At 39.9% G+C, this 16791-nt stretch carries 31 protein-coding genes; all 31 read right to left on the minus strand.

Annotated features, from left to right (window positions below):
• Positions 1-4 precede the first annotated feature (4 nt).
• The 31 genes from GZA11_RS05315 to rplC all read right to left on the minus strand — a co-directional run bounded on the left by GZA11_RS05315 (position 5) and on the right by rplC (position 16765).
• The gene (locus GZA11_RS05315; RefSeq protein WP_038538533.1) at positions 5-802 is read right to left on the minus strand and encodes an energy-coupling factor transporter transmembrane component T family protein; all 798 of its coding nucleotides are present in this window, start codon (positions 800-802) and stop codon (positions 5-7) included.
• Positions 799-1668, minus strand: coding sequence for an energy-coupling factor ABC transporter ATP-binding protein (locus GZA11_RS05320; protein ID WP_163183168.1), 870 nt, complete (start codon positions 1666-1668; stop codon positions 799-801). Before GZA11_RS05320 ends, GZA11_RS05315 begins: the two co-directional genes overlap by 4 nt.
• A complete protein-coding gene (locus GZA11_RS05325; RefSeq protein ID WP_163183169.1) occupies positions 1644-2486 on the minus strand; it encodes an energy-coupling factor ABC transporter ATP-binding protein in 843 nt (280 codons plus the stop codon). Before GZA11_RS05325 ends, GZA11_RS05320 begins: the two co-directional genes overlap by 25 nt.
• A 447-nt stretch (positions 2487-2933) precedes the next feature.
• Positions 2934-3296, minus strand: a complete 363-nt coding sequence (gene rplQ, locus GZA11_RS05330; RefSeq protein ID WP_038538525.1) for a 50S ribosomal protein L17 — start codon at positions 3294-3296, stop codon at positions 2934-2936.
• Positions 3297-3368: 72 nt separating this feature from the next.
• Positions 3369-4313: a DNA-directed RNA polymerase subunit alpha gene (locus tag GZA11_RS05335; protein ID WP_038538522.1), complete on the minus strand. Its 945-nt coding sequence runs from the start codon at positions 4311-4313 to the stop codon at positions 3369-3371.
• A 172-nt stretch (positions 4314-4485) separates the two neighbouring features.
• Positions 4486-4875, minus strand: coding sequence for a 30S ribosomal protein S11 (rpsK, locus tag GZA11_RS05340; RefSeq protein ID WP_038538519.1), 390 nt, complete (start codon positions 4873-4875; stop codon positions 4486-4488).
• A 21-nt stretch (positions 4876-4896) separates the two neighbouring features.
• Entirely contained in the window at positions 4897-5262 is a 366-nt protein-coding gene (gene rpsM / locus GZA11_RS05345) for a 30S ribosomal protein S13 (RefSeq protein WP_038538516.1), read from the minus strand.
• Between the two features lie 21 nt (positions 5263-5283).
• Entirely contained in the window at positions 5284-5397 is a 114-nt protein-coding gene (gene rpmJ, locus GZA11_RS05350; RefSeq protein ID WP_000868344.1) for a 50S ribosomal protein L36, read from the minus strand.
• Positions 5398-5434: 37 nt separating this feature from the next.
• A complete protein-coding gene (gene infA, locus GZA11_RS05355) occupies positions 5435-5653 on the minus strand; it encodes a translation initiation factor IF-1 (RefSeq protein ID WP_007085268.1) in 219 nt (72 codons plus the stop codon).
• 288 nt (positions 5654-5941) lie between these two features.
• Positions 5942-6592, minus strand: coding sequence for an adenylate kinase (locus GZA11_RS05360; protein ID WP_038538512.1), 651 nt, complete (start codon positions 6590-6592; stop codon positions 5942-5944).
• Positions 6593-6659: 67 nt separating this feature from the next.
• Positions 6660-7955: a preprotein translocase subunit SecY gene (gene secY / locus GZA11_RS05365; protein WP_038538508.1), complete on the minus strand. Its 1296-nt coding sequence runs from the start codon at positions 7953-7955 to the stop codon at positions 6660-6662.
• On the minus strand, positions 7955-8395 hold the full coding sequence (rplO, locus tag GZA11_RS05370; RefSeq protein ID WP_038538505.1) for a 50S ribosomal protein L15: 441 nt from the start codon (positions 8393-8395) through the stop codon (positions 7955-7957). Before rplO ends, secY begins: the two co-directional genes overlap by 1 nt.
• Before the next feature lie 31 nt (positions 8396-8426).
• Positions 8427-8609, minus strand: a complete 183-nt coding sequence (gene rpmD, locus GZA11_RS05375) for a 50S ribosomal protein L30 (protein ID WP_038538503.1) — start codon at positions 8607-8609, stop codon at positions 8427-8429.
• A 13-nt stretch (positions 8610-8622) separates the two neighbouring features.
• Complete coding sequence (gene rpsE / locus GZA11_RS05380; protein WP_038538500.1) at positions 8623-9123, minus strand: 30S ribosomal protein S5; 501 nt, start codon at positions 9121-9123, stop codon at positions 8623-8625.
• 23 nt (positions 9124-9146) lie between these two features.
• Positions 9147-9509, minus strand: coding sequence for a 50S ribosomal protein L18 (rplR, locus tag GZA11_RS05385; protein WP_038538497.1), 363 nt, complete (start codon positions 9507-9509; stop codon positions 9147-9149).
• A 32-nt stretch (positions 9510-9541) separates the two neighbouring features.
• Positions 9542-10078, minus strand: a complete 537-nt coding sequence (gene rplF / locus GZA11_RS05390; RefSeq protein WP_038538494.1) for a 50S ribosomal protein L6 — start codon at positions 10076-10078, stop codon at positions 9542-9544.
• Between the two features lie 30 nt (positions 10079-10108).
• A complete protein-coding gene (rpsH, locus tag GZA11_RS05395; RefSeq protein ID WP_038538490.1) occupies positions 10109-10507 on the minus strand; it encodes a 30S ribosomal protein S8 in 399 nt (132 codons plus the stop codon).
• A 30-nt stretch (positions 10508-10537) separates the two neighbouring features.
• Positions 10538-10723 (minus strand): type Z 30S ribosomal protein S14, encoded by a 186-nt coding sequence (locus GZA11_RS05400; protein ID WP_038538488.1) that lies wholly within the window; start codon positions 10721-10723, stop codon positions 10538-10540.
• A 23-nt stretch (positions 10724-10746) separates the two neighbouring features.
• Positions 10747-11286, minus strand: a complete 540-nt coding sequence (gene rplE / locus GZA11_RS05405) for a 50S ribosomal protein L5 (protein WP_038538485.1) — start codon at positions 11284-11286, stop codon at positions 10747-10749.
• A gap of 26 nt (positions 11287-11312) precedes the next feature.
• The gene (rplX, locus tag GZA11_RS05410; protein WP_163183170.1) at positions 11313-11621 is read right to left on the minus strand and encodes a 50S ribosomal protein L24; all 309 of its coding nucleotides are present in this window, start codon (positions 11619-11621) and stop codon (positions 11313-11315) included.
• Between the two features lie 37 nt (positions 11622-11658).
• Positions 11659-12027 (minus strand): 50S ribosomal protein L14, encoded by a 369-nt coding sequence (gene rplN / locus GZA11_RS05415; protein WP_038538479.1) that lies wholly within the window; start codon positions 12025-12027, stop codon positions 11659-11661.
• Between the two features lie 41 nt (positions 12028-12068).
• Positions 12069-12332, minus strand: a complete 264-nt coding sequence (gene rpsQ / locus GZA11_RS05420; protein ID WP_038538477.1) for a 30S ribosomal protein S17 — start codon at positions 12330-12332, stop codon at positions 12069-12071.
• 25 nt (positions 12333-12357) lie between these two features.
• Positions 12358-12558: a 50S ribosomal protein L29 gene (gene rpmC, locus GZA11_RS05425; protein ID WP_038538474.1), complete on the minus strand. Its 201-nt coding sequence runs from the start codon at positions 12556-12558 to the stop codon at positions 12358-12360.
• A complete protein-coding gene (rplP, locus tag GZA11_RS05430; RefSeq protein WP_163183171.1) occupies positions 12548-12982 on the minus strand; it encodes a 50S ribosomal protein L16 in 435 nt (144 codons plus the stop codon). Before rplP ends, rpmC begins: the two co-directional genes overlap by 11 nt.
• 2 nt (positions 12983-12984) lie before the next feature.
• A complete protein-coding gene (gene rpsC, locus GZA11_RS05435; RefSeq protein ID WP_038538468.1) occupies positions 12985-13641 on the minus strand; it encodes a 30S ribosomal protein S3 in 657 nt (218 codons plus the stop codon).
• 3 nt (positions 13642-13644) lie between these two features.
• Positions 13645-13986 carry a 50S ribosomal protein L22 gene (gene rplV, locus GZA11_RS05440; protein ID WP_038538465.1) on the minus strand — a complete coding sequence of 114 codons (342 nt, stop codon included), beginning with the start codon at positions 13984-13986 and terminating at the stop codon, positions 13645-13647.
• Positions 13987-14003: 17 nt separating this feature from the next.
• Positions 14004-14282 (minus strand): 30S ribosomal protein S19, encoded by a 279-nt coding sequence (gene rpsS / locus GZA11_RS05445; protein ID WP_038538462.1) that lies wholly within the window; start codon positions 14280-14282, stop codon positions 14004-14006.
• Between the two features lie 60 nt (positions 14283-14342).
• The gene (rplB, locus tag GZA11_RS05450; protein ID WP_038538460.1) at positions 14343-15173 is read right to left on the minus strand and encodes a 50S ribosomal protein L2; all 831 of its coding nucleotides are present in this window, start codon (positions 15171-15173) and stop codon (positions 14343-14345) included.
• Positions 15174-15201: 28 nt separating this feature from the next.
• A complete protein-coding gene (gene rplW / locus GZA11_RS05455) occupies positions 15202-15486 on the minus strand; it encodes a 50S ribosomal protein L23 (RefSeq protein WP_038538457.1) in 285 nt (94 codons plus the stop codon).
• The gene (gene rplD / locus GZA11_RS05460; RefSeq protein ID WP_038538454.1) at positions 15486-16109 is read right to left on the minus strand and encodes a 50S ribosomal protein L4; all 624 of its coding nucleotides are present in this window, start codon (positions 16107-16109) and stop codon (positions 15486-15488) included. Before rplD ends, rplW begins: the two co-directional genes overlap by 1 nt.
• A 29-nt stretch (positions 16110-16138) precedes the next feature.
• Positions 16139-16765: a 50S ribosomal protein L3 gene (gene rplC, locus GZA11_RS05465; RefSeq protein WP_038538451.1), complete on the minus strand. Its 627-nt coding sequence runs from the start codon at positions 16763-16765 to the stop codon at positions 16139-16141.
• Between the last annotated feature and the right edge of the window lie 26 nt (positions 16766-16791).

Raw genomic sequence — 16791 nt, forward strand, 5'->3', positions numbered from 1 at the left:
TCCATTACGAACGGAATATTATTAACAATATGGTTAATATGACTAATAACCCAACCTGCAAGGTATCTATCATTCTCCAACTTAATTGCCGGTATTTGGTCCGTCCCTCACCACCGCGATAACCTCGTGCTTCCATTGCTATCGCCAGCTCCTCCGCCCGTTTAAACGAACTGACAAACAATGGTATGAGCAAAGGAATGACCGCCTTGATGCGTTCCTTAATCGGGCCGCTGGCAAACTCTACACCCCTAGCAATCTGTGCCTTCATAATTTTATCCGTTTCCTGCATTAGTGTAGGAATAAACCTTAATGAAATCGACATCATTAACGCCATTTCATGAACAGGAAAGCGCAGCTTCTTCAAAGGAGTTAATAATGTTTCAAGGCCATCGGTAATTTCAATTGGTGTTGTTGTTAAAGTCAAAAGAGACGTCATCAAAATTAGAAAAAAGAACCGGAGAGAAATCAATAATCCCATCCTAATACCTTCCTCATAAATTTCGATCGGTCCCCAGCCGAAAACAAGATTACCACCCTTAGTAAAAAACAATTGTAATAAAAATGTAAATAGAACAAGCCAAATTACCGGCTTTAAACCACCATATAGAAACCGAAACGGAACCTTAGATAACCCCAGCATAAAAAATGTATAAAGAGCAATTAATGCATAGGTAATCCAATTGTTTGCAAGAAAAATAATAGCAACAAACAGAAAAATTATGATTAACTTGGAACGGGGATCCATCTTATGAATAACAGATGGAATAGGTACATAACGGCCAAATATCATTTTCTCCATCATGTGCGAACACCTCTGCCTAATAGTTCTGCCACGGCAGATGACAACTCTTCAATGGATAAATAAACTTTATCCAACTTAACGGATAGTTTTTGCTCTAGTTTCATTTGAAACCGGACAACTTCCGGAACGTCCAGACCCATTTTCACTAATTCAGATGGAGAAGAAAAAATCTCAGTAGGGGTCCCCTTTTTCATGACACGGCCACGCTGCATGATAACAATTTGGTCTGCGTATTTCGCAGCATCTTCCATACTATGAGTGACAAGAATAGTAGAAAGATTTCTTTCCTTATGGAGGGTATAGAACATTTCCATAATCTCGTTCCTACCACGTGGATCAAGCCCTGCAGTTGGCTCATCCAAAACAAGCACATCGGGATTCATCGCCAATACACCAGCAATTGCCACGCGTCGCATTTGGCCACCTGATAAATCAAACGGAGATTTTTCTAATATTTCTTCCCCAAGTCCTACTTGATTTAAAGCCTCTCGTGCACGGGCTTTGGCCTCTTCTTCCGATACCCCAAAATTCATTGGTCCAAAAATAATATCTTTTTCTACGGTTTCTTCAAACAATTGATGCTCAGGAAACTGAAAGACAATCCCTACTTTTTGGCGGACCGCTCTTAGGTTTTTATTTTTCTGATGGGATTTAATTTCATGTTCACCGATTTTAACCGTTCCTTCTGTTGGTACTAACAGGGCATTCAAATGTTGTAATACAGTCGATTTACCGGATCCAGTATGGCCAATTAAAGCCATATAAGTCCCTGAAGGAATATCAATGGAAACGTCCTGAATAGCTAGTCTTTCAAACGGCGTATTGGCCTGATAACGGTATTCTACTTGTGAGAGTGAGATGTCCATAGCTCTGTCACCAACTCTTCTTCCGTTAAATAATGTTTCGGTAAATCGATTCCCTTTTGACGAAATGCTTTCCCTATCTTTACGGAAAATGGAATATCCAGCCCTAGCTTAATTAATTCCTCATCCATCGAAAAAATTTCCTCAGGCTTCCCTTCACGATAAACCTCTCCCTTATTCATGACAATGATTCGATCCGCTTTTGCAGCCTCTTCTAAATCATGTGTAATGGAGATAACGGTTAACCGATTTTCATTCTTTAAATCTCTAACTACTTCTAACACCTCTTCTCGTCCCCTAGGGTCGAGCATCGAGGTAGCTTCATCTAAAATAATAATGGACGGTCTCAAGGCTAAAACTCCGGCAATGGCAACTCGTTGCTTTTGTCCTCCCGATAGATGGTGGGGCTCTTGATATAGAAATTGTTCCATTTTAACCTTTTTTAATGAATCTTGAACACGCAAAACCATTTCTTCTCTCTGGATTCCCATATTTTCTAAACCAAAAGCCACATCATCCTCTACAGTTGTCCCAACAAACTGATTATCAGGGTTTTGAAAAACCATGCCCAATTGTTTGCGTATATCCCATACATTTTCTTCAGTTAATGGTAAACCGCAAACGGTAATCACACCTTGATTAGGAAACTGCAAACCATTTAATAGTTTGGCCATTGTTGACTTACCAGAACCATTATGTCCAACGATAGCAAGCCATTCTCCTTCGTAAATATCAAAAGTAACAGATTGTAGGGCATAGTGGTCTTGTCCGTCATATTGAAAACAAACATCTTTTAATGATATGATTGGTTTCTTTGTCATTGCCGTCCCCCCTCAGCTGTCTCTGCTCAGCTCATTATCTCTATATACAAAAAAAGCCTGCACCTCATCCCGCAGGCAAGACCGATATCAACTGCCTATCAATAACAATTCCTTCACAGGAATGGGAAGAGGTGCATGAGCTAGACGAGACGCAGCAAAGAAAAAGAACACATCACTTTCTTTCCGATATACACTATCTCCATTTAAACGGTCCAATACAAATATTGGAGCATACGCTCATCATAACGCTCTTTTTGGCTTGGTTCGTGTAAAAGGTGTATGCTGAAGCAAAATGTTACAACATTCACCTTAAATAAATTTAAGTTTAAACGTTTGTCGTTTGACTTTAGAAAACACCGTTAAGTGTTTTCCTTAACCTTAAACAAAAAGGGCAGAGAACAAGTTTGTTACTAAACTGTCCAGTACCCTTGTTGTCTAAAGAATATATTAAACTAATTCAATGATAACCATTGGAGCGCCATCGCCGCGACGTGGTCCAAGCTTCATGATGCGAGTATAACCGCCTTGACGTTCTTGGTAACGTGGAGCGATATCGCTGAATAGCTTTTGAAGTGCATCTTGGCCAGTTTCAGCATTAGCTACTTCGTTGCGAATAAAAGCTGCAGCTTGACGGCGTGCATGTAAGTCACCACGTTTTCCAAGAGTAATCATCTTCTCAACAGTAGAGCGAAGTTCTTTCGCACGACTTTCTGTTGTTTCGATGCGTTCGTTGATGATTAAGTCTGTTGTTAAATCACGAAGCATAGCTTTACGCTGTGCACTTGTACGTCCTAACTTTCTGTATGCCATGAAGGGTTCCCTCCTTTTTGAAGTCATTAATCGGATTGAATAAGCTTAATAAATGAACAAATAATATAATTATTAGTCGTCCTTACGTAAGCCCAATCCAAGCTCTTCTAGTTTTGCTTTCACTTCTTCAAGTGATTTGCGACCTAAATTACGTACCTTCATCATATCTTCTTCAGTTTTATTTGCTAATTCCTGAACTGTATTAATTCCGGCACGTTTTAAACAGTTATATGAACGAACAGATAGATCGAGTTCTTCAATCGTCATTTCAAGAACTTTTTCTTTCTGATCTTCTTCTTTTTCTATCATGATTTCAGCATTTTGAGCCTCATCGGTTAAACCAACGAAAATGTTCAAATGCTCGGTCAAAATCTTTGAACCAAGAGCAATCGCTTCTTTTGGCCCAGTGCTTCCATCTGTCCAAACATCAAGCGTTAGCTTATCATAATTTGTCGATTGACCTACGCGAGTATTTTCTACTTGATAAGATACACGAGAAACCGGAGTGTAAATAGAATCAATCGGAATGACACCAATCGGTTGGTCTTCCCTCTTGTTTTGATCTGCAGGAGTATAGCCGCGGCCTCGTTTTGCCGTTAAGCGCATGCGTAGGTGTCCATTAGACGCTAGCGTTGCAATATGGAGATCTGGATTTAAGATTTCCACATCACTGTCATGCGTAATATTGGCTGCTGTAACCGGGCCTTCGCCTTGTACATCAATTTCAAGTGTTTTCTCTTCATCAGAGTAGATTTTTAAAGCTAATTTTTTAATGTTTAAAATGATGGATGTTACATCCTCTACGACGCCTTCAATTGTTGAGAACTCATGAAGTACCCCATCGACCTGAATCGATGTAACAGCGGCACCTGGGAGTGAAGATAATAGGATACGACGTAAGGAGTTACCCAAAGTGGTACCATATCCACGCTCAAGTGGCTCTACGACAAATTTACCGTACTTGGCATCATCGCTGATCTCAACCGTTTCGATTTTTGGTTTTTCTATTTCGATCAATTCATAACCCTCCTTCAAAACGTCGAAACCTCGATTAGTTCACCGCTAATCGAAATTCCCCCATGTATACTTTCCCGTTTTGTGCACAACAACTGGAATGCATTTTCTGTATTAGGGAAAATTCATAACATATCCCATTATAGACAAATAATACAACTTCTATACAGAAAAATTAAACACGACGACGTTTTGGTGGACGGCATCCGTTATGTGGAACTGGAGTAACATCTTTAATTGCTGTTACTTCTAACCCAGCAGCTTGAAGCGCACGAATTGCTGCCTCACGACCTGCACCAGGGCCTTTAACAGTAACTTCTAATGTTTTCATACCATGTTCCATAGATGATTTTGCTGCAGTTTCAGCTGCCATTTGCGCTGCAAATGGAGTAGATTTACGAGAACCTTTGAATCCAAGCGCACCTGCACTTGACCAAGAAATTGCATTACCATGGACATCAGTAATTGTTACAATTGTGTTGTTAAATGTTGAACGGATATGTGCGATACCAGATTCAATATTCTTTTTAACACGACGTTTACGTGTATTTGTTTTACGAGCCATTTAAATAACCTCCTTTGCCGATTACTTCTTCTTGTTCGCAACAGTCTTACGAGGACCTTTGCGTGTACGAGCATTGTTTTTCGTATTTTGTCCACGAACAGGTAAACCACGACGATGACGCAATCCGCGGTAGCAACCAATTTCCATTAAACGTTTAATGTTAAGAGAAACTTCACGGCGAAGGTCACCTTCAACTTTTAGCTTGTCAACGATATCACGGATTTTGTTTAATTCGTCCTCTGTTAAATCACGTACACGAGTATCTTCAGAAACTCCAGCTTCTGCAAGAACTTTTTGTGCAGTTTTTTTGCCAATACCATAAATGTAAGTTAAAGAGATAACTACACGCTTTTCACGTGGAATATCAACACCAGCAATACGTGCCATTAATGCACACCTCCCTTAGAATTAACCTTGTTTTTGTTTATGTTTAGGGTTTTCACAGATAACCATAACTTTTCCGCGTCTACGGATTACTTTACACTTTTCGCAGATCGGTTTAACTGATGGTCTTACTTTCATTATCCTAACCTCCTTAGTAGTACGGAGTGCAATCAGATTATTTAAAGCGGTAAGTGATTCTTCCGCGAGTTAAGTCATATGGAGAAAGCTCAACAGTTACTTTATCTCCTGGCAAAATCCGAATAAAGTGCATACGAATCTTCCCGGAAACATGAGCAAGCACAGTATGACCATTTTCTAATTCTACCTTAAACATTGCATTTGGCAAAGTTTCAATCACTTTACCTTCAATTTCAATTACATCATCCTTGGCCATGGGTCTCGTCTCCCTTCTCTTTTCAAAATATCGTCATTAATGACTAGTAATGCAAAGCGTGTCTTCTCGATCGTACGTTGTTGGCAACCTTTAAAGTATAACATGTAGTACGTATTTTGTCCGCAAGTAATTTTTGTCTAATGAAGAATTTCATTTCTTCATGTCATTCTTGCCCAACTCTCGGCCCTGTATACAACTAGTACAAGAGAAAAGCCTAATGCTTTCACATACATCCATAGTTTTAGGAGAGATAACGAGAGTCGCATGCCATGATAATAGGGCTAATAATTAACGAAGCCCTTGCAATAAATTCTCGATATCAGCAAATACTTTGTTAATATCTTGCTGACCATCAATTGTACGTAAATAACCTTTAGTTTCGTAAAACGTTAATAATGGTTCCTGCTGCTTGATGTTAACATCTAATCTATTTTGAACAGTTTCTGCGTTATCATCTGTTCTTTGGTAAAGCTCTCCCCCACAGCGATCACAAACGCCCTCTTTGGCAGGAGGGTTGAAAACAAGATGATACGTAGAACCACACTCTTTACAAATGCGGCGTCCTGTCAAACGTTCCATTAGAATACTTTTATCAACATTAATATTGATTACATAGTCAATCTTTTTATTTAAATCTGCTAAAAGACTTTCTAATGCTTCGGCTTGAGGGACCGTTCTAGGAAAACCATCAAGTAAAAAACCATTTTGACAGTCATCTTTACTTAAACGTTCACGGACAATGCCAATTGTTACTTCATCAGGAACAAGTTCACCTTTGTCCATAAATGATTTAGCTTTTAAACCTAGTTCAGTTCCTTCTTTCATTGCTGCACGGAACATATCTCCAGTAGAAATATGAGGGATGCCGTATCGTTCAACAATTTTCTCAGCTTGGGTTCCTTTACCTGCACCAGGAAGCCCCATTAATACTAAATTCACACGTATTCCCCCTCGTGCTTAAGAATGGGTTTTTAGGGGCCCGTATTTGGGTCCCGTTAAACCTTCTTTATTTAATAAAACCTTTATAATGACGTTTAACTAATTGTGCTTCAAGCTGCTTATACGTCTCGAGTGCAACACCGACAACGATGAGCAAACTTGTTCCTCCAATTTGGGCTGATTGTGGAAGATTCGCTATGTTTATGAAAAACACAGGGAGGATCGAGATGATTGTCAAGAAGATCGCACCCACAAATGTTAAACGATATAAAACGCGAGTTAAATAATCTTGCGTGTTCTTACCTGGACGAATTCCAGGAATATATCCACTTTGCTTTTGTAAGTTTTCCGCTGCTTGTTCAGGATTCACTTGAATAAAAGCGTAAAAATAAGTAAACGCAATAATTAATACAGCATATAAAATCATTCCAATTGGAGCAGAGTAGTCCAGATTCTTATTGATCCATAATGTCACATCATTTGTTGGGAAGAACGATGCAATCGTTCTAGGTGTAACAATAAATGAAACCGCAAAGATTACTGGAATAACCCCAGCTGCGTTAACTTTTAACGGCATATGAGTGGATTGGCCACCCACAGGGGTACGACCTGCTACAACGCGTTTAGCGTATTGAATTGGAATTTTTCGAGTAGCCTGTTGAATAAAAATAACTCCAACAGTAATTAAAAGAACAGCAAGAGCAATTAGAACCACATTAACAATTCGTATGAACAACTGATCCCCTGCATTTTCAAATTGTTGAACAAAAATTTGATTGAGTACTGTTGGAATACCAGCAACAATCCCTGCAAAGATGATAATGGAAATACCATTGCCCACACCTTTTGCCGTAATTTGTTCACCTAACCACATTAAAAAAGCAGTACCAGCTGTTAATACTACCGCAATTAGTAAATACGTGCCTATACCAGGATTCTCAATTAGCTGTCCGCCAACTAAGTTATTAAAACCATAAGCCATACCAAAAGCCTGGATAAAACCAAGCACAATCGTAAAATAACGTGTAAATTGGGCAAGCTTACGGCGACCTGCTTCCCCTTGTTTGGACCACTCTGTAAATTTAGGAACAACGTCCATTTGCAGAAGTTGGATAATAATAGAAGCAGTGATATAAGGCATAATTCCCATCGCAAAGATGGAGAAGTTTTTTAGTGCACCTCCACCAAATGTATTTAAAATGCCGAAAGCGCTCATTTGATCTTGTAGAGCAAGAATTTCAGCATTTACATTTGGTACAGGTATAAATGCACCGATTCGAAACACGATTAACATTAAAAGGGTGAATATGATCTTACGTCTTATTTCACCCACGCGCATAAAATTGGAGATAGTTTGGAACATTAGATCACCTCTGTAGTTCCACCAGCAGCTTCGATCGCTTCCTTAGCAGCAGATGAGAATTTATGAGCCTTTACAGTAAGTTTTTTCTCTATGTTCCCTTTTGCAAGAATCTTGATTCCTGCTTTCTCGTTACTTACAACGCCTGTTTCGATAAGAAGTTCTGGAGTAACTTCTGTACCTTCTTCAAAGCGATTTAACGCATCAAGATTTACAACTGCATATTCTTTGCGGTTAATGTTTGTAAAACCTCGTTTTGGTAAACGACGGAATAAAGGTGTTTGACCACCCTCGAAACCAATGCGAACACCGCCGCCGGAACGAGCTTTTTGACCTTTATGACCTTTACCTGCAGTTTTACCTTGACCAGATCCGATACCGCGACCTAAACGCTTGCGCTCTTTACGAGAACCTTCGGCAGGTTTTAACTCATGAAGTTTCATATTGGCACCTCCTTATGAAAGAAAACAACTTTTATTGTTCTTTAACTGTAACAAGGTGAGCAACTTTATTAATCATACCGCGAATAGCAGCGTTATCTTGATGCTCAACTGTTTGATTTAGTTTCCGTAAACCTAGTGCTTTAACTGTTTCGCGTTGGTCTTGAGGACGACCAATGACGCTTTTTTTGAGGGTAACTAATAGTTTATTCGCCATTTGATATCCCTCCTTATCCTAACAGTTCTTCTACTGATTTACCACGTAATTTCGCTACGTCTTCAGCACGTTTTAATTGTTTTAACCCTTCGACAGTTGCACGTACCATGTTAATTGGAGTGTTCGTTCCAAGGGATTTAGATAGGATATCACCAACACCAGCAAGTTCAAGTACCGCACGAACTGGACCGCCGGCAATTACTCCTGTACCTTCAGAGGCAGGTTTGATAAGGATTTCACCTGCTCCAAAACGTCCAATTACTTCATGTGGAATAGTAGTTCCAACGATTGGCACTTCAATTAGATTTTTCTTAGCATCCTCAATTGCTTTGCGGATTGCATCAGGCACTTCTTGTGCTTTACCGGTACCGAAACCGACATGGCCGTTTTTATCTCCGACTACAACAAGTGCAGAGAAACGGAAACGACGTCCACCTTTAACAACCTTCGCAACACGGTTTACCGTAACTACGCGTTCTTCTAGTTCAAGTTTGTTTGGATCAATGCGACGCATTATTTATGTCCCTCCTTTGTCTATTAAAATTGTAAGCCGTTTTCGCGGGCAGCATCAGCTAATGCTTGAATACGTCCATGGTACAAGTATCCTCCACGGTCAAACACAACAGAAGTGATACCTTTTTCAACCGCACGTTTAGCGACTAATTCTCCGACCTTTTTCGCAGCTTCAATATTGCTTGAAGACTCAAGGTTAAGTTCTTTATCTAATGTAGAAGCACTTGCTAAAGTAACTCCTTTAGTGTCATCGATTAATTGAGCATAAATATGCTTATTGGAACGAAACACATTTAGACGTGGACGAGCAGAGGTACCGCTTAGTTTCGCACGAACACGAGCATGTCTTTTCTTGCGAACAGCGTTTTTATCTTGCTTCGTAATCATTTCCGTCACTCCTTTCGTTTACCTATGCGGCATTACTTACCTGTTTTACCTTCTTTACGGCGTACATATTCGCCTTCGTAACGGATTCCTTTGCCTTTGTATGGCTCAGGAGGACGAACCTGACGAATATTTGCTGCTAATGCACCAACACGTTCTTTGTCAGCACCCTTAACAGTAACTTTTGTATTTGAAGGAACTTCAATTTCAAGGCCATTTTCTGGTTCAATCTCAACTGGATGAGAGTAACCTACGTTTAATACAAGTTTGTTACCTTGCTTTTGTGCACGGTATCCAACCCCGATTAATTCTAAACTCTTTTCAAAGCCTTTAGAAACACCTTCAATCATGTTTGCGATTACCGCGCGAGTTGTACCGTGCAATGCGCGGTGCTCTTTCACATCAGAAGGACGAGAGATTGTAATAACATTCTCTTCAATTTTAATGTTCATATCAGGATTAAAAGTACGAGTAAGCTCGCCTTTTGGTCCTTTTACAGTAACAGTGTTGTTATTTAATGTAACTGTTACTCCTGCTGGAATTTCAATTGGTTTTTTTCCTACGCGAGACATTTAGTGCACCTCCATTCATCAAAAAATCGATTACCAAACGTATGCGAGAACTTCTCCGCCGATTTGCTTAGCACGAGCTTCTTTATCAGTGATTACACCTTGTGAAGTTGAAACAAGTGCGATTCCAAGACCATTAAGTACACGTGGTACCTCGTTGGATTTAGCATAAACGCGTAGTCCAGGCTTACTTATACGCTTAAGACCAGTAATAACACGTTCGTTATTTGGACCGTATTTCAAGAAAATACGAATAATACCTTGTTTGTTGTCTTCGATATATTCAACGTCACGAATGAAACCTTCGCGCTTTAGAATTTCAGCAATTTCTTTTTTAATATTAGAAGCAGGCACTTCTAATTTTTCGTGACGTACCATGTTCGCATTGCGAATGCGAGTAAGCATATCTGCAATTGGATCTGTCATGACCATTATTTTTACCTCCTTCCACAACTATGAGTTTTACCAGCTTGCTTTTTTAACACCAGGAATTTGTCCTTTATACGCTAATTCACGGAAACAAATACGGCAAAGCTTAAATTTACGGTATACAGAGTGTGGACGGCCACAGCGTTCGCAACGAGTATACGCTTGAACTTTAAATTTAGGCTTACGTCTTTGTTTCGCAATCATTGACTTTTTAGCCACGTTTTCGCCTCCTTATTTAGCGATTACTTTTGGAATGGCATTCCAAGTAGAGTTAAAAGTTCACGAGACTCTTCATCTGTTTTTGCAGTAGTAACAATAACGATGTCCATACCGCGCACTTTGCTTACTTTATCGTAATCAATTTCAGGGAAGATTAGCTGTTCTTTAATACCTAAAGTGTAGTTACCGCGACCATCAAATGCTTTCTTAGAAACACCACGGAAGTCACGTACACGAGGTAAAGAAACAGAAACTAATTTGTCCAAGAATTGATACATGCGCTCACCGCGAAGAGTAACCTTTGCACCGATTGGCATACCTTCACGAAGACGGAAGCCTGCAATAGATTTCTTAGCACGAGTTACAAGTGGCTTTTGACCTGTAATAGTAGCTAGTTCTTCAACTGCGTTGTCAAGAGCTTTGGCGTTTTGAACTGCATCACCAACACCCATGTTAACAACGATTTTTTCGATCTTTGGTACTTCCATTACTGATTTATAGTTGAACTTGCTCATAAGAGCAGGAACGATTTCTTTGTTATATTTTTCTCTTAGGCGGTTCATGTATTGTACCTCCCTTCTTATTTAAATTATTTATCTAATACTTCACCGGATTTTGCTACGCGTACTTTTTTACCATCAATTACTTTATGGTAAACGCGAGTAGGGTTACCAGTTTTAGGATCAATAGGCATTACATTTGATACATGAATTGGAGCTTCAAAGCTGATAATTCCGCCCTGTGGATTAGCTTGAGAAGGCTTAGAATGTTTTTTAACAATGTTCACGCCTTCTACAACAACACGGCTTTCTTTAGGATAAGCAGCTAGGATCTCACCTGTTTTACCTTTATCCTTACCAGAGATTACTCTGACCTTATCGCCTTTTTTTACATGCATCCGTAAGCACCTCCTTAAAGGCAATTGTTATTTTTGATTATAGAACTTCTGGAGCAAGTGAAACGATTTTCATAAAGTTGTTATCGCGAAGTTCGCGTGCAACTGGTCCGAAGATACGAGTTCCACGAGGGCTCTTATCTTCCTTGACAATAACACATGCGTTCTCATCAAAACGAATGTAAGAACCGTCAGGACGGCGAACACCGCTCTTTGTACGAACAACTACTGCTTTAACAACATCACCTTTTTTAACAACGCCCCCTGGTGTTGCTTGTTTCACAGTACAAACGATGATATCGCCAATGTTAGCAGTCTTACGGCCTGAACCACCAAGAACTTTAATAGTAAGTACTTCACGAGCACCAGAGTTGTCAGCAACTTTCAAACGTGATTCTTGTTGAATCATGTGTGTAACCTCCTTTCGGAAATCTTGCTAAATCCGAACAATTAAATAATAACTGCTTTTTCTACAATTTCAACCAAACGGAAGCGCTTAGTAGCTGAAAGTGGACGAGTTTCCATAATACGTACGATATCGCCAACTTTTGCTTGGTTTTGCTCATCATGAGCTTTGTACTTCTTAGAGTACTTTACGCGTTTACCATATAGCGGATGCTTTTTGTATGTTTCTACTAGAACAGTAATGGTTTTATCCATTTTGTCAGAAACAACGCGTCCAGTGTAAACCTTGCGTTGGTTACGTTCACTCATTTATCGTGAACCTCCTCTCAAGTTTCTACTTGTTAAAGCTGATCTCTCTCTCACGAATCACAGTCTTCATGCGAGCAATCGCTTTACGTACTTCACGAATACGAGCTGTATTTTCAAGTTGTCCTGTCGCCAATTGAAAGCGAAGGTTGAAAAGCTCTTCTTTTAAAGATTTTACTTTTTGTTCAATTTCAGCAGTGGTAAGGTCACGAATTTCATTAGCTTTCATTTGATTCACCACCAATTTCTTCACGTTTTACAAACTTACACTTAACTGGAAGTTTGTGTGATGCAAGACGAAGAGCTTCACGTGCGATTTCTTCAGATACACCAGCAATTTCAAACATAACTTTCCCAGGTTTGACAACAGCTACCCAGCCTTCTGGAGCACCTTTACCGGAACCCATTCGAACCTCTAGAGGCTTAGCAGTGTATGGCTTATGTGGGAAAATTTTAATCCAAACTTTACCACCACGTCTCATGTAACGAGTCATAGCACGACGTGCAGCTTCGATTTGTCGGTTAGTAATCCAAGAAGCTTCAGTTGCTTGTAAACCAAATTCACCAAATGTTACTTCAGTACCGCCTTTTGCATTACCACGCATTTTACCACGATGCTGGCGACGGAATTTTACGCGTTTTGGCAATAACATGATTATTTGCCTCCTTCCTCAGTTTTCTTCTTAGTAGGAAGGACCTCTCCACGATAGATCCATACTTTAACACCAAGTTTTCCGTAAGTTGTGTCAGCTTCAGCTGTAGCATAGTCAATATCAGCGCGAAGTGTATGAAGTGGAACTGTTCCTTCGCTATAGTGTTCTGAGCGTGCGATATCCGCACCACCTAGACGACCAGATACCATGGTTTTGATTCCTTTTGCACCTGCACGCATAGCACGTTGAATAGCTTGTTTTTGTGCACGGCGGAAAGAAACACGATTTTCTAATTGGCGAGCAATGTTTTCTGCAACTAGTTTTGCATCAATATCAGCTTTTTTGATTTCAAGAATATTGATGTGAACTCGCTTGCCAGTTAATTGATTTAATGCTTTACGAAGTGCTTCAACTTCTGTACCGCCTTTACCAATAACCATACCAGGCTTAGCTGTATGGATTGTAATGTTTACACGGTTTGCAGCACGTTCGATTTCTACTTTAGAAACAGAAGCATCTTTTAAACGCTTCGTGATGTATTCACGAACTTTAATATCTTCGTGTAAAAGATCAGCAAAGTCTTTGCCTGCGTACCATTTTGATTCCCAATCACGGATGATTCCAATACGCAAACCGACCGGATTTACTTTTTGACCCACAGCTTATCCCTCCTTCTTCTCTGATAAAACAATTGTAATGTGGCTTGTGCGCTTGTTAATTTGGCTAGCGCGACCTTGTGCACGTGGACGGAAACGTTTTAACGTTGGTCCTTCGTCAACAAAAGCTTGAGCTACAACAAGGTTGTTTACGTCCATTTCATAGTTGTGCTCAGCATTTGCCATAGCAGATTTTAATACTTTTTCAACGATTGGAGAAGCAGCTTTCGGTGTTAATTTTAAAATCGATACCGCTTCACCAACTTGCTTTCCTCGAATTAAATCGACGACTAAACGTGCTTTACGAGGAGCAATACGTACTGTTCTAGCAACAGCTTTAGCTTGCATTAGGATGCCCTCCTCTCTTAACGTCTTGTTTTCTTATCATCAGCGGCATGACCTTTGTAAGTACGAGTTGGAGCAAATTCTCCAAGTTTGTGACCTACCATGTCTTCCGTAATATAAACAGGCACATGTTTGCGGCCATCATAAACAGCGATCGTATGGCCAATGAATTGTGGGAAGATCGTAGAACGGCGTGACCAAGTTTTAATAACTTGCTTCTTATCTGATTCATTTAGCTTTTCGATCTTTGACATTAAATGCTCATCAACGAATGGTCCTTTTTTTAAGCTGCGACCCATGAATGAACCTCCCTTCGTGATTGGTCTACGGTTCTTACCTTGAACCGTAGTTCAATCCCGTTATTTTTTACGACGACGAATAATAAGCTTATCAGATTTGTTTTTCTTCTTACGAGTTTTGTAACCAAGAGTAGGTTTGCCCCAAGGTGTCATAGGTGATTTACGTCCGATTGGCGCACGTCCTTCACCACCACCGTGTGGGTGATCATTAGGGTTCATAACGGAACCGCGAACAGTTGGGCGCTTACCTAACCAGCGAGAGCGTCCAGCTTTACCAATGTTGATTAGTTCATGTTGTTCATTACCTACTTGACCGATAGATGCACGGCACTCTGCAAGGATCATACGAACTTCTCCAGATGTTAAACGGACTAGAACGTATTTTCCTTCTTTACCAAGTACTTGAGCAGAAGTACCAGCAGAACGTACTAATTGGCCACCTTTTCCTGGTTTTAACTCAATGTTGTGAACAACTGTACCAACAGGAATGTTAGCAAGTGGAAGTGCGTTACCTACTTTGATGTCGGCTTCAGGGCCTGACATAATTTCCATACCAACTTCTAAGTTTTTAGGAGCTAGGATGTAACGCTTTTCACCATCAACATAATTAATTAATGCAATATTTGCAGAACGATTTGGATCGTATTCGATTGTGGCAACGCGTCCTGGAATGCCATCTTTGTTACGTTTAAAATCGATGATACGATATTGACGCTTGTGACCGCCACCTTGATGACGAACAGTTAACTTACCTTGATTATTACGGCCGCCTTTTTTCTTTAGCGGAGCTAAAAGAGATTTCTCAGGAGTGCTAGTTGTGATTTCAGCGAAATCAGAAACTGTCATCCCACGACGACCATTGGAGGTAGGTTTGTACTTTTTAATCGCCATTTTATTTCCCTCCTCTGTTTATTGGATTTTAGCTTTCAAAGAATTCGATTTCTTTGCTATCAGCAGTTAATTTGACGATTGCTTTACGACGTTTGTTTGTGTAGCCGCCAAATTTACCCATGCGTTTAAATTTGCCTTTGTAGTTCATGATGTTAACTTTTTCAACTTTTACACCAAAGATTTCTTCAACCGCATCTTTGACTTGAGTTTTATTAGCCTTAACATCTACTTCAAATGTATATTTCTTTTCAGCCATTAAGTCAGTAGAACGTTCAGTAATAACGGGGCGCTTAATGATATCGCGTGCATCCATTATGCAAGCACCTCCTCTACTTTTTCAACCGCTGCTTTAGTCATGATCAACTTATCATGATTTACAACGTCTAACACGTTGATGCCATCAGCTGTTACAACTGTTACACCAGGAAGGTTACGAGCAGAAAGTGCTACATTTTCATCCAGGTCAGCAGTAACAATAAGTGCTTTTTTCTCTACAGAAAGACCATTTAAAACAGCTTTGAAGTCTTTTGTTTTTGGTGTTTCAAACACTAAGTTTTCTAATACTAGTAGATTTTCTTCTAATACTTTAGAAGATAGAGCAGATTTAATTGCTAAACGGCGAACTTTTTTCGGTAATTTATAGCTGTAGCTACGTGGTTGTGGACCAAATACAGTACCACCTCCGCGCCATTGTGGTGAACGGATAGACCCTTGACGAGCACGGCCTGTTCCCTTTTGACGCCATGGCTTACGGCCACCGCCGCTTACCTCAGAACGATTTTTTACTTTATGAGTACCTTGACGTAATGAAGCTCTTTGCATGATAATCGCTTCAAACAATACGTTTTGGTTAGGTTCAATACCAAAGACATTCTCGTTTAGTTCGATTTCGCCAACTTGAGAACCAGTTTGGTTATATAATGCTACTTTCGGCATTCCTATGTTCCTCCTTTCCTATGAAGTAATTATGCTTTAACCGCACTTTTAATTTTTAGTAATGCTTTTTTCGCACCTGGAACGTTACCTTTAATTAATAGAAGATTACGTTCAACATCAACCTTAACAATTTCAAGGTTTTGTACAGTTACTTGCTCTCCACCCATGCGACCAGGTAATGCTTTACCTTTTACTACACGGTTTGGAGCGATAGGCCCCATTGAACCAGGACGACGATGGTAACGAGAACCGTGAGACATAGGTCCACGAGATTGTCCATGGCGTTTAATCGCACCTTGGAAACCTTTACCTTTTGAAATTCCTGTTACGTCTACTAAATCGCCAGCAGCGAAAATATCAACTTTGACTTCTTGACCAACTTCATAGCCTGCTAAGTCGTTTCCGCGGAATTCGCGAATGAAGCGCTTAGGAGCAGTATTTGCTTTAGCAACGTGACCTTTTTCAGGTTTGTTTGCTAATTTTTCACGTTTGTCCTCAAAACCAAGTTGAACTGCTTCATAACCATCAGTTTCAACAGTTTTCTTTTGAAGAACAACGTTTGGAGTAACTTCAACTACAGTTACAGGAATTAAGTTTCCGTTCTCTGCAAATACTTGAGTCATACCAATCTTTCTTCCTAAGATTCCTTTGGTCATGTAAGTCACACCTCCTAATTTTCTGT

Source organism: Neobacillus sedimentimangrovi, assembly GCF_010614825.1.
GTDB classification, from domain to species: Bacteria; Bacillota; Bacilli; order Bacillales; family Cytobacillaceae; genus Neobacillus; species Neobacillus thermocopriae.